The 12,371-nt window shown below is 68.4% G+C and carries 8 protein-coding genes, 1 tRNA gene and 1 pseudogene; 5 read left to right on the top strand and 5 right to left on the bottom strand.

The window, feature by feature from the left end:
- Positions 1–30 precede the first annotated feature (30 nt).
- The 3 genes from ACH49X_RS31115 to ACH49X_RS31105 all read left to right on the top strand — a co-directional run bounded on the left by ACH49X_RS31115 (position 31) and on the right by ACH49X_RS31105 (position 2,931).
- A complete protein-coding gene (locus ACH49X_RS31115; protein ID WP_195077981.1) occupies positions 31–786 on the top strand; it encodes a ZIP family metal transporter in 756 nt (251 codons plus the stop codon).
- Positions 787–1,444: 658 nt separating this feature from the next.
- Entirely contained in the window at positions 1,445–2,116 is a 672-nt protein-coding gene (locus tag ACH49X_RS31110; protein WP_357110610.1) for a serine protease, read from the top strand.
- Between the two features lie 467 nt (positions 2,117–2,583).
- Positions 2,584–2,931 carry a DoxX family protein gene (locus tag ACH49X_RS31105; RefSeq protein WP_357208937.1) on the top strand — a complete coding sequence of 116 codons (348 nt, stop codon included), beginning with the start codon at positions 2,584–2,586 and terminating at the stop codon, positions 2,929–2,931.
- Between the two features lie 440 nt (positions 2,932–3,371).
- Here the strand turns inward: ACH49X_RS31105 and ACH49X_RS31100 are convergent.
- Positions 3,372–3,444 (bottom strand) — tRNA-Thr (locus ACH49X_RS31100).
- 63 nt (positions 3,445–3,507) lie between these two features.
- Positions 3,508–4,743 carry a DNA polymerase III subunit delta' gene (locus tag ACH49X_RS31095; RefSeq protein WP_397071645.1) on the bottom strand — a complete coding sequence of 412 codons (1,236 nt, stop codon included), beginning with the start codon at positions 4,741–4,743 and terminating at the stop codon, positions 3,508–3,510.
- Positions 4,744–4,822: 79 nt separating this feature from the next.
- Between ACH49X_RS31095 and ACH49X_RS31090 the strand changes: the two are divergent.
- Positions 4,823–4,948: pseudogene (locus tag ACH49X_RS31090) on the top strand (response regulator); the annotation flags it as partial.
- A 521-nt stretch (positions 4,949–5,469) separates the two neighbouring features.
- Here the strand turns inward: ACH49X_RS31090 and ACH49X_RS31085 are convergent.
- The 3 genes from ACH49X_RS31085 to ACH49X_RS31075 form a co-directional block, all read right to left on the bottom strand.
- Positions 5,470–5,976 carry a DUF664 domain-containing protein gene (locus tag ACH49X_RS31085; RefSeq protein WP_195077978.1) on the bottom strand — a complete coding sequence of 169 codons (507 nt, stop codon included), beginning with the start codon at positions 5,974–5,976 and terminating at the stop codon, positions 5,470–5,472.
- Between the two features lie 31 nt (positions 5,977–6,007).
- A complete protein-coding gene (gene topA, locus ACH49X_RS31080) occupies positions 6,008–8,854 on the bottom strand; it encodes a type I DNA topoisomerase (RefSeq protein ID WP_323124588.1) in 2,847 nt (948 codons plus the stop codon).
- Between the two features lie 375 nt (positions 8,855–9,229).
- Positions 9,230–9,436, bottom strand: coding sequence for a cold-shock protein (locus ACH49X_RS31075; RefSeq protein WP_011206895.1), 207 nt, complete (start codon positions 9,434–9,436; stop codon positions 9,230–9,232).
- Between the two features lie 436 nt (positions 9,437–9,872).
- On the opposite strand from ACH49X_RS31075, the gene ACH49X_RS31070 reads away from it, so the two are divergent.
- Positions 9,873–12,257: a DEAD/DEAH box helicase gene (locus tag ACH49X_RS31070; protein WP_397071584.1), complete on the top strand. Its 2,385-nt coding sequence runs from the start codon at positions 9,873–9,875 to the stop codon at positions 12,255–12,257.
- The last annotated feature ends 114 nt before the right edge of the window (positions 12,258–12,371 follow it).

The raw sequence follows: 12,371 nt of genomic DNA, 5'->3' as shown, positions 1-12,371 counted from the left end.
ACGTTCGGCGGAGGAGGAGAGGGATCTTCGGTGTCAGGGTTGTGGGCTGCGGGTGGCTGGGGGCTTCTGGCCGGATCCGCCTTGCTGGCAGGAGCTTTGGTCGGCTATTTCGCGCGCATCCCGACGAAGATCATCGCCAGCATCATGGGTTTCGGTAGCGGAGTGCTCCTGTCGGCGGTGTCGTTCGAACTGATCGCCGAAGCTCACGAACGCGCAGGGCTGGCACCAACGGCACTCGGCGCGGTGACCGGGGCGGTGAGCTACACCCTGGCGAACCTGGCTTTGGCGCGCCGCGGCGCCCGGCACCGCAAACGCTCCGGAGATCAGCAGCCCAGCGAATCCGAACAATCCGGCTCCGGCACCGCCATCGCCTTGGGCGCGCTGCTCGATGGCGTCCCTGAGTCCATCGTCATCGGCACCAGCCTGCTCGGCGGCGGAGCCGTCAGCATGGTGACCGTAGCCGCGGTGTTCATCAGCAACATCCCCGAAGGCCTGTCCAGCGCGGCGGGAATGCGCCGAGGAGGCCGTTCCCGGCGCTATGTGTTCACCCTCTGGGGCGGGATCGCGATCATCAGCGCGGTGGCCGCGATGTCGGGCTACGGACTGCTCGGCGGCGCCCAGCCTGCCGTGCTCGCCGCGATCACCGCCCTGGCCGGTGGCGCGATCCTGTCCATGATCGCCGACACCATGATCCCCGAAGCATTCGAACACGCCCACCTGTGGGTCGGACTGATCACGGTGGCCGGATTCCTCACCGCGTTCAGCCTGTCGCAACTCGAGCGATAACCGCTGAGCACGATTCTCCGCCCCGACGCCGCCCGGCGGGATCGACTCGCCGTGGTGACCCGACGAACACGCCGACCTCACGTCCGCCGGCCCCGCGTCGTCGAGGTGGTGTCCGGTGACGGTTTCATTTGAATGCTGGCGGGTAGCTGACCGTTATGACAGCGATGCGAAACCGACCAACCCGAATCGCAGGGGCGGAGTGGGGAACCGCAGTCCTGGCCCTGTTCACCTGCTTGGTTCTCTCCTTTGGCATCACCGCCCTCACCGGCTCCGCCGGCACCGCAGCCGCGGCCACAGCGTTGCTGGCCGCGGCGATCTCGGCGACGTCGAAGATTCTTCCTTACTCGTGATATCGCCGCACCGACTCGACCGGCGATTGCTTCCGTCAAGTGCGCCGAGGGGGTGCACCGACGCCTTCCGGTCGCCAGCCGGTTCGCCGGCGGCCTAGGCCCTACGACACAGCGGAGTCTGCCGACCGCTGGGGCAGTATGGCCGACGCCCCGTTTCCCTCGCGCAGGTATGGGTAGCCCGAACAAGCAACGCGCGGAACCCCCTGTTGCCGAAGGGGTTCCGCGATCGATGACAATGCGGTGCCGAGTTCGTCGGGCACGGCTGGAGTCGTGTCGCCGGAACTGGGCTCGACCCGATGGGAGGAACGATGGCTGGTGCGTGGATGAAGGTTATCGCCGCGGCGGCACTGGCTTGCGGCCCCGTCTCGGTCGGCGCAGGCACCGCGGCCGGTGTTCCGCAGTTACCGCCGCCGCCGATCGGCGGTGGGTCCGGCATCGTGATCGACGACGAAGCCGAATGCACGCTCACCACCATCGGCTACGACGCGGCAGGCCGATTGGTAGGTCTGACGGCGGGCCATTGCGGTGAACCGGGAGCGCGCGTCACGTCCGTCACCTATCCCAGCTACGGGGTGCTCGGACGGTTCGTCTACGCCGATCACGAACTGGACTACGCCGTCATCGACTTCGACGCCACGCGAGTGGCTCCGGCCCGGGACGTCGGTGGGTTTCGCATCGAGAATCTCGGCGCTCCCGCGCAGTTCCCCGACATCGTCTGCAAGAAGGGCCGGACCACCGGCCAAACCTGCGGTGTCGCCTGGGGCGACATGATGGGCGACAGCCGGGACACCTGGACCCAGATGTGCGTGCTCAAAGGCGACTCCGGCGCGCCGGTGGTGATCGGTTCGACCCTGGTCGGAATGGTCAACGCCTACTTGGGCATGGGTTGTCTCGGACCCGAAGTGGGAACCGACATCAACGCCATCCTCACCGACATCGACGCCCGCAACGACATAGGCGCCGGATTCCGGCCCATCTGAACTGCATCGCCGAGCAATGCGGGCCTGCGGGCGTGTCCGACCACGCTATGCGCCCGGTTTTCAGCGTGGACCCGTTCGGAAATCGAGGACCGCGCATGCGCGGGATACACGGTCAGCGGCGGCAACGGTCTGCGGCCTCCGTGCAGGATGCCCTCGCCGATGTGCGGAAAGAGTGAGCGACGAACCCTGCTCAGCGAGCGACGGATAGGTTCCAGCGTCGTCCGTGCTCGGGCTTGTTCCGGACCTCGTGTGTCAGTGCGAACGCCGCCCAGGCGTCGTCGCCGACTTCGATGGTGACCTGAACTCAGTGCTCGAGCACTTCGAACTGGCGAGCACCCTCCCGGCGGCGGCCGCCGATGTCAGCGGGCGAATCGGCGAGATCATCGACCGCTCGATGTCACACCCCGACGCGCTGTGTCGTCATCGAGGTGAACCCATCCGAACCACCGAGAAACCGGGAAATCGCCATGAGCACCGCATATGTCGTCGTCACCATCGCCGCTGCCGCCTGGGTCGGCTTCTCGGCATTCTCGCTGCTGCGGCGGGCAGCGTTCGTCGTGGACCCGCTGGTGGAATACGGTGTGCCGCAATCGTGGTGGACCCCATTGGGATTGGCCAAGGCCGCCGGAGCGCTCGGGTTGCTCGTCGGCCTCTTCGTTCCCGCGGTCGGAGTCGCCGCGGCCATCGGCCTGATCCTTTACTTCGCAGGCGCGGTGATCACTGTGCTGCGGGCCCGCTCGTACAAGACCGTGGCGTTTCCGATGCTGTACTTGATTCCGGTCGCGATCGCGCTGAGGCTGGGCGTCACCGCGTAAGGAAGACGACGGCACCCCGCGAACCGGGTCCCGGTGGACCGGCGCGGGGTCCGGCGTGTATATCCGCGCGCGAGCCCGATGGTCCCGCCGAACTGCCCCACCGTAGGCATAGACGAGGTCACCACGGGTACGAAGCAATCATCGAAATTGGTGGCGCGTCTGGCTTGACGCATCTTCAGCGCCTCCGCGACGTCGACCTTGCCGACGAACTCGGCCCACCCTTGGGCCACCGGCCTACGCGTTGAACGTCTCCGAGGACTGACGGCGCTTACCGTCGGGATCGCGGGAGTAAAAGCAGCCTGTAGACGACGCGGCAAGCAGGTGCAGCGGCCCTGTGCACTTTCCGGCTCGTCGGAAGGTACGTCGCGGTTGATGACCACGGTGCAGACACCAGGTCCGTACCAGGCGGCCGGAACCACCGTGACCTGGCTGTTTGATTGAGCCGCCTGGGGGAATCGAACCCCCGACCTTTTCATTACGAGTGAAGCGCTCTACCGACTGAGCTAAGGCGGCGTGCCTTTCGGCCAGGGCAGTCTATCGTCTCTTCCGCCCGATCGCGAAAACGGGTGGTCACGGTCATTGTGCGCGGGCTGCGATGAGGGCGGCGGCCATGGCGGCGAGGGCGAAACGGGGTTTGACGTTCTGGTCGAGCGCGGTGCGACAGGCGAGAACGGCCTCGATGGACTTCAGCAGGCCCTCCGGGCGCATGCGGTCGGCCAGATCGTGGATCTCGTCGGTCAGGTCGGGGTGGGTGAGCGCTACGCCGGAGCCGAGCCGGGTGGCCCCGAACCGCACCGCGAGCGCGTCGCGATAGACGCCCGCGACGTCGATCAGGGCGCGATCGAGGGCGTCGCGGCCGGTGCGGGTGGCGCGGGATTTCTGCCGCCGCTCGAGGTCCTTGAGCACGCCCGCGGAGCCGCGGGTGGCGCTGGCCGCGCCCTTGCCGGTGCCGCCCGCGCCGAGCGCGGTGGCGAGTTCCTCGCGCTCACGTTCGTCGCGGACCGCGCTCATCTGCTTGGCCTCGTCGTCGGCCGCGCGCACCAGCTCGTCGGCGGCGGCGTAGGCCGCACCGGGCTTTCCGACGGCCGTGACCAAGGCCAGGGCACGCTGCCTGCGGGCTCGCGCCTCCTCGTCGGTGGCGAGCCTGCGGGCACGGCCGACATGCCCGCCGCTGATGGACGCGGCCCATGCCGCGGTCTTCTCGTCGAGGTTGTCACGCTCCCGCAGCACCCGCGCGACGGCGGCCACCGACGGCGTCACCAGGTGCACATGCCTGCAGCGGGAGCGCAGCGTGATCGAGATGTCCTCGGGGTCGACCGAGGGCGCGCAGAGCAGGAAGACCGTCCGGTCCGGCGGCTCCTCGACCACCTTGAGCAGCACATTGCCCGCCGCCTCGGTCAAGCGGTCGGCATCCTCGATGACCACCACCTGCCAGCGCCCGGTGCTCGGCCTGCGCGAGGCGACCTGCACGATCTCGCGCATCTCCTTGGTACTGATGCTCAGCCCCTCGGGCACCACCCGGCGGACGTCGCCGTGCGTGCCGGCCATGGTCGTGGTGCAGGCGTGACACCTGCCGCACCCCGGCGTGGCCGGGTCGGTGCACTGCAGCGCCGCCGCGAAACACAGCGCGGCGACGGATCTGCCCGACCCGGGCGGGCCGGTGAACAACCACGAATGCGTCATCGCGCCCTCGACCACACCGGCGCGGGCCGCGACGGCGGCAGCCGTCAGCTCGGACTCGACCGCCTCCTGGCCGACCAACCGATCGAAGACTCCCGCCACGGCGTACACCCTAGCCGCCCCGGCCGACATCTCCAGGGCCCGCTTGTGCGCCCGCCGGGTCGCCAGCACGCGCAGCTCGGCAGTGATGGTGCGCGGCCCGCCACTGATCATCGAGATCGGCGGGCCAGAGGCGGACAACGGCGAGCAGGCCGTGCGGATGACCCGCTGCCTGCGTCCCGACGTGGTGCTGATGGACATCCGCATGCCCGTCCTCGACGGCTCGGCCTGCCTTCGAGGTGGGTCGGGGCATGGGCGCGGGAAACCTGGTCGCGGCCCTGCGGCCGCGCGGTGGACTCCGCGCCGGCCCCGATCGGCACGCTGTCGTGCCGGGACGAAGCGCGTTTCCCGCTGTGTTCCGGTGGCGTGGCGTCGAGGCCGCCGCTGTGGACGGACGCGACGTCAGGGGACTCCGCGGTTTCCGCGCCGGTTGCCGACTCGCGCAGCAGCCGCGGCACCAGCGTGAGGGTCAGCGCGCCGCCGCACGCCGCGGCGACGACCAAGGTGACCCAGCAGGTCCATGCCCGCCCGAGCCGAGCACACGCTCGGCCACATATGCGGCGGTTCGCGCCGATGCACCGACAGGCTCGGTTCGAATCGGGGAATCGATGACGGAACGACGCGAGCGGCTGTAGCCGGACTTACTCGCCCGCGCTGGCGACCACTCCCCGCAGACGCCCGGTCTCGGCGCGGCGCACGGCAGCCCGGGCTGCCTGTCAGCCCGAGGATGCCGCGGCAGTACTCGGCGTAGACGCGGGACTAGGAAGCCCGCTGCCGCGTGCTGTTCGCCCCGTCCAATTCCTCACGGATGATGTCGGCGTGCCCGGAGTGATGCGCGATCTCCCGCAGGATGTGCAGCACCGTGTAGCGCACCGACTGCCAGATCCGCTCCGGAGTCCACGGCGTTGTCGGGGTGGGGATCGAGGTGTCGAGACTGTCCACCGAACGGATCAGCTCCGCCGTCGCCGCGGCGACCTCGTCCCACGTGGCCAGCAGTCCGGCCACGGTCTCGTCATCCGCCATGACGTATTCGGCGGCGAATTGCGAGACATCCAGCTCCGCGTTCTCGTCGCGCCGCACGATCACCGACGTCCAGTGCCGTTCGCAGCTGACCAGGTGGTGCAGCAATCCGCCCAGGGTCAGCTCGCTCACCGTGGTCCGCCGCCGCGCCTGCTCGTCATCGATGCCGCGCAGCGTGATCCGGAAGAGCTCGCGCTGGTCGGCGAGCATCGCGATCAGATCCTCGCGCTCCTGTTCGGTACTCATGGCGCTCAGGCTACGGCCACGAGCCGCGAACTCACGACTTTCCGACGCCGGCCTTCTTCGCCGCCGCCTTCTGCGCGGTGGTCTTCTTCGCGACCGTCTTGGTGGCGGTCGCCTTCTTGGCGGCGGTCTTCTTCGCGGCGGTCTTCTTGGCGGGCGCCTTCTTCGCCGCGGCTTTCTTCGCGGTCTTCTTCACCGGCCCGCGCGCCCGCCGGTCGGCGAGCAGCTCCATGGCCCGCTCCGGGGTGATCGATTCGATCTCGTCGCCCTTGCGCAGCGTCGCGTTGGTCTCGCCGTCGGTGACGTACGGACCGAAGCGGCCGTCCTTGATCACCATCGGCTTGCCGGTGGCCGAGTCGTTGCCGAGTTCCCGCAGCGGAGCGGCGCTCGATGCCTGCCGTCCACGGCGCTTCGGCTCGGAGTAGATCTTCAGCGCCTCTTCCAGCGTGACGGTGAAGATCTGATCCTCGGTGTTCAGCGAACGCGAGTCGGTGCCCTTCTTCAGGTAAGGCCCGTAACGTCCGTTCTGCGCCGTGATCTCCTCGCCACTGGCCGGGTCGGTACCCACCACGCGCGGCAGCGACAGCAGCTTGAGCGCGTCGTCGAGCGTGACGGTGGCCAGATCCATGGACTTGAACAGCGAACCGGTGCGCGGCTTGGGCGCCGCGGCCTTCTTCGCGGTCTTCTTGGCGGGCTCCTGGCCCTCCTGGGCCTGGGGTTCGGGCAGCACCTCGGTGACGTAGGGACCGAAACGCCCCTCCTTGGCGACGATTTCGTGCCCCGACTCCGGATCGACGCCGAGCGAGCGACCTTCTTGCGGCGTCGCGAACAGTTTCTCGGCGACCTCGGGCGTCAGCTCGTCCGGCGGAAGATCGTCCGGGAGGTTGGCCCGCTGCGACACCGCATTGCCTTCGGGGTCATCGGGATCGGTGACCATCCGCTCCAGGTAGGGCCCGTACTTGCCGACCCGGACGACCACGTCGCGCCCGGCGGCGTCGGTGAACAGCTTGATGGAGTTGATCTCGCGGGCGTCGATGTCGTCGAGCCGGTCCCCCACCATCTTCTTCAGACCGCCGGACCGCGCGACCGAACCCTCGACGCCGTGCTCGCCGCCGAAGTAGAAGCTGGACAACCAGTTTCCGCGCTGCTCGCGCCCACCGGCGATGGCGTCGAGGTCGTCCTCCATGGCGGCGGTGAAGTCGAAATCGACCAGCCGGCCGAAATGCTCTTCCAGCAGGCCGATCACGGCGAACGCCACCCATGACGGCACCAGCGCGCTGCCGCGCTTGTAGACGTAGCCGCGGTCGAGGATCGTCTTGATGATCGACGAATACGTCGACGGACGGCCGATGCCGAGTTCTTCGAGCGTCTTGATCAGCGAAGCCTCGGTGTAGCGCGCGGGCGGATTCGTGCTGTGCCCATCGGGATTCAGCTCGACCGCGGTGACGGCCTGGCCTTCCTCCAGCGCGGGAAGCCTGGACTCCGCGTCGTCGGACTGCCCGCCCGCCTCCTCGTCGACGCTCTCCACATAGGCCTTCAGGAAGCCGGGGAAGGTGATGGTGCGGCCGGAGGCGGAGAACACGCACTCCTCGCCGGTGCCCGCGACGCCGGTGATGCGCAGCGTGAGCGTGGTGCCCCTGGCGTCGGCCATCTGGGAGGCGACCGTGCGCTGCCAGATGAGTTCGTAGAGGCGGAACTCGTCGTTGTCCAACCGCGCGTGCAGTTCGCCTGGGGTGGCGAAGGTGTCGCCCGCCGGGCGGATCGCCTCGTGTGCCTCCTGGGCGTTCTTCACCTTGCGGTTGTATTGCCGCGCGGTCGGGTGCACGTACTCCGAGCCGTAGAGCTGAGTCGCCTGCGCGCGCGCCGCGGCGATGGCCGACTCCGACAGCGTCGTCGAGTCGGTACGCATATAGGTGATGTAGCCGTTCTCGTACAGTCGCTGCGCGACCCGCATGGTCCGCTCGGAGGTGAAACGGAGTTTGCGTCCGGCCTCCTGCTGCAACGTGGAGGTCATGAACGGCGGATAGGGCTTGCGGGTGTACGGCTTGGCCTCCGCCGATGAGACCACCAGATCGACGCCGTCCAGCGCCTCGGCCAGGCGCCGCGCGTAGCCTTCGTCCAGTACGACGACGCCGTTGGTGGACTTCAGCCTGCCGTCCGAACCGAAATCGCGTCCGGTGGCGACCCGCGCGCCGTCGACGGTGACCAGTCGCGCGCCGAAGGTTCTCGGGTTGGTGGCGTCGCTCCCCTCGCCGTTGCCCGCGTCCAGCTTGGCGGCGATGTCCCAGTACTCGGCCGAGCGGAACGACATCCGCTCACGTTCGCGCTGCACGATCACCCGGGTGGCCACCGACTGCACGCGGCCTGCCGACAGCCGCGGCATGACCTTCTTCCACAGCACGGGACTGACCTCGTAGCCGTAGAGCCGGTCCAGGATGCGGCGGGTCTCCTGTGCGTCGACCAGATCGTTGTCGAGGTCGCGGGTGTCCGCGGCGGCCGCCCGGATGGCGGGCTCGGTGATCTCGTGGAACACCATCCGCCGGACCGGGACCTTGGGTTTGAGCGTTTCCAGCAGGTGCCAGGCGATCGCCTCGCCCTCCCGGTCGGGGTCGGTGGCCAGGTAGAGCTCGTCGGCGTCCTTCAACAGACTCTTCAGCTCGGTGACCTTGGCCTTCTTGTCCGGGCTCACGACGTAGATGGGTTCGAAGTCGTTGTCCACGTCGACGCCGAGGCGCGCCCAGGACTGGCCTTTGTACTTGGCCGGGACATCGGCCGCGCCGCGCGGCAGATCCCGGATATGGCCGACCGACGCCTCGACCGTGTAGTTACGACCGAGGTATGGCGCGATCTTGCGGGCCTTGGTCGGGGACTCGACGATCACGAGACGACGCAGGGGACGACCCTGGTCGGCTGCACCGAGGTCTCGTGTTGCCACCGGCGAATACACCTTTCCTGATCGACCCGCGCTGCGTAGTTTCCCGCTGCGCGCGGCTGGGGCGAGCGGCTGCGACGGCTGAACGTCGCACCAGACACGTTTATACCGTGACGCCGCGTGTGGTCGAGTGCTTGCGACTCGAACCACCGAGCGTACGCCCGTGAGTTCGAATCAGTATGCCTTGCCGTTTCGCCACACCTGCGCCGCGGCATGCTCGGCGGACCGTTCCGCCGGCGCACACGGGCCGTGACTACCCCAGATATAGCTCGTCCCTCACCCCGTTGCCGGTGGTGAGGGACGAGCTGTGGATCCTTGCGCCGCTCAGCTGAGCGCACGCACTCCGGTGGCCTGCGGGCCCTTGGTGCCCTGGCCGACCTCGAACTCGACCTTCTGGTTCTCCTCGAGGGTGCGGAAACCCGAACCCTGGATCTCGGAGTAGTGGACGAAGACGTCAGCGGAGCCGTCCTCCGGCGCGATGAAGCCGAACCCCTTCTCCGCGTTGAACCACTTCACAGTTCCCTGTGCCATTCTGTTCCTTCTCTTTTCTTACCGGAACGGCGGACAACTGGGTTCGTCCACCGGGTCCGTTGTGACCGCTGTACTGTTGGTTCCCCCTGCAGGAAAGCACCAAGCACACCGTTCGCAACATCGATCCTGCTGACGGTTTGGACTTTGGATCCGTCCCTCGAACACAGAAGCTTGCGACCAGGAACCAGTGAACCATGTCTTCGGGCAATTCAACAGTCGAGTTACCGACAATTTGCAAAAAAGTTGATCTTGCGAATGCGCAGGTGAGGGACACAATGGCGGAATCCAGACTTGGGGTTCGTTTGCCTGGTGATAACCGAGTGGACGTTCGGCAAAGAAGCTGTGACCCAGGTCGCTATTGGGTATCGAAATGGCAGGTGGCGGGTCCCGGACGCACACGTTTCACACTCGCCGAGCGTGTTGCGGGGTTCGCGGCGTGAATCCACGAGACTCCGCGCTGCGCGGACGGCCGGGAACCGAGCTCGGCTACGGGGCATCGTTGCTGAATCGTGTCCTAGCCGGGGGGCCCGACGGCGACCCACGGCTGACTCACGTGGCCGAGTTGCCCGCGCGCGCCGCCGAGCACTCCGCGTGGCCCATGTGGGCCTCGCCGGAAGTGATCGCGGCATTGCGCGAGACGGGCGTCGCCGCGCCGTGGCGCCATCAGGTGGAGACCGCCGAGGAAGCGTTCCACGGGCGGCACGTCGTCGTGAGCACGGGTACCGCCTCCGGCAAATCGCTCGGTTACCAGCTTCCGGTGCTCACCACGCTGCAAGCGGACCCGAAGGCCACCGCGTTGTATCTGTCGCCGACGAAGGCGCTCGGGGCTGATCAGCTGCGCGCGGTCGGCGCGCTGACCCACGAAGGCCCGTTGCGCGATGTCCATCCGGCCACCTACGACGGCGATACGCCCGCCGAGATCCGGCAGTGGGTACGCGCCAACGCGCGCTGGGTTTTCACCAATCCGGACATGCTCCACCTGGGCATACTTCGGTCGCACCAGCGTTGGGCGCGGGTGCTGCGCAGGCTGCGTTATGTGGTGGTGGACGAATGCCACGCCTATCGCGGTGTGTTCGGCTCGCACGTCGCGCTGGTGCTGCGCAGGCTGCGGCGGATCGCCGCACGGTACGGCGCCGACCCGGTGTTCGTGCTCTGCTCGGCGACCTCCGCCGAACCGGCGGCGGCCGCGTCGCGCCTGATCGGCGCGCCCTGCACCGCGGTCACCCGGGACGGATCACCGCGGGGGCCGCGGACGATCGCCCTCTGGGAGCCACCGTTGCTCACCACCATGACCGGCGAGAACGGCGCCCCGGTGCGCAGACCCGCCACCGCGGAGGCAGCGCGGATCATGGCGGACCTGGTGGCCGAAGGCGCGCGGACCTTGACTTTCGTGCGCTCCCGCCGGGCCGCCGAGCTGACCGCGATGGAGGCCAAGCGACTTCTGGACGAGGTCGATCCGGATCTGGCCGTGCGTGTGGCGTCCTACCGGGCGGGTTATCTCGCGGAGGATCGGCGTGAGCTGGAAGCGGCCCTGTCGGAGGGATCGCTGCTGGGCGCCGCGACCACCAGCGCGCTGGAACTCGGCGTCGACATCGCGGGACTGGATGCCGTGGTCATCTCGGGTTTTCCCGGAACGGTCGCGTCGTTCTGGCAGCAGGCCGGGCGGGCCGGACGACGCACGCAGGGGTCGCTGGTGCTGCTGGTGGCGCGGGACGATCCGTTGGACACCTACCTGGTTCACCACCCGGAAGCGCTGCTCGGCAAGCCCGTCGAGGCCACCATCACCGATCCGCGCAATCCCTACGTGCTGGGTCCGCAACTGCTGTGCGCCGCACTGGAGCTGCCGCTGACCGATGCGGAGGTGGACGAGCTCGGCGCGCGCGAAGTGCTGGCGCAATTGACCGCGAAAGGGCTGATCAGGCGGCGTGGAGCGGGAGAAAGCGCACGCTGGTACGTGACCGCGGAGACGCAGCCGCACGACGCGGTGGACGTCCGAGGTGGGATCGGCGCCCCGGTGGCCATCGTGGACGGCGAGACCGGCAGGCTGCTCGGCACCGCCGATGCGCGCCGGGCGGGGGCGACGCTGCACCCGGGCGCCGTGCACCTGCACCAGGGCGAGACGTACGTGGTCGACGAGCTGGATCTCGACGACGGCGTCGCCTTCGTGCACGCCGCGGAGCCCGGGTGGACCACCAGTGCGCGCCAGGTGACCTCGATCGTCATCGACGCGGTCACCGAGCGACGCTCCCACGGTCACGTGACGGCCGGCTTGGCGCGGGTACGGGTCACCAGCCAGGTGATCGGCTATCTGCGCACGCTGATCACCGGCGAAGTACTCGACCTGGTCGAACTCGACCTGCCGCCGCAGACCCTGCCTACCAGGGCGGTCATGTACACGGTGACACCCGAACTGCTGGCGCTCGCGGGGATCGAACCCCAGGATGTCCCCGGAGCGCTGCACGCGGCCGAGCACGCGGCCATCGGCCTGTTGCCCCTGGTGGCCACCTGTGACCGGTGGGACATCGGCGGTGTATCCACCGCCGAACATCCGGATACCGGCCTGCCCACCGTCTTCGTCTACGACGGCCAAGCCGGTGGAGCGGGATTCGCCGAGCGCGGCTTCGCCCGGCTGCGGCAGTGGCTCACGGCCACCCTGTCGGCCATCGAGTCGTGCGGCTGCGCGGCGGGCTGCCCGTCTTGCGTCCAGTCACCCAAGTGCGGCAACGGGAACCACCCGCTGGACAAGGCGGCAGCGGAACGCCTGCTCACCGCCGTGCTCGCCGAACTGTCCGCCGGTGCGGACGTCCCGCTCGATTCGTGACGACGCAGAGCCGGACATGTGACCAATTGTCGACCTTGCCAGCGCGCACGCTGGGAAGGCTGGGATACCTCCCAGTGGAATGACACCGCTTCACCCCTGACGAATAAAAAGGAA

It is taken from the genome of Nocardia sp. NPDC019323 (assembly GCF_044389845.1).
Taxonomy (GTDB): domain Bacteria; phylum Actinomycetota; class Actinomycetes; order Mycobacteriales; family Mycobacteriaceae; genus Nocardia; species Nocardia implantans.
The sequence above is the reverse complement of the archived record's forward strand: the minus strand, read 5'-3'. Positions and strand labels throughout refer to the sequence as shown.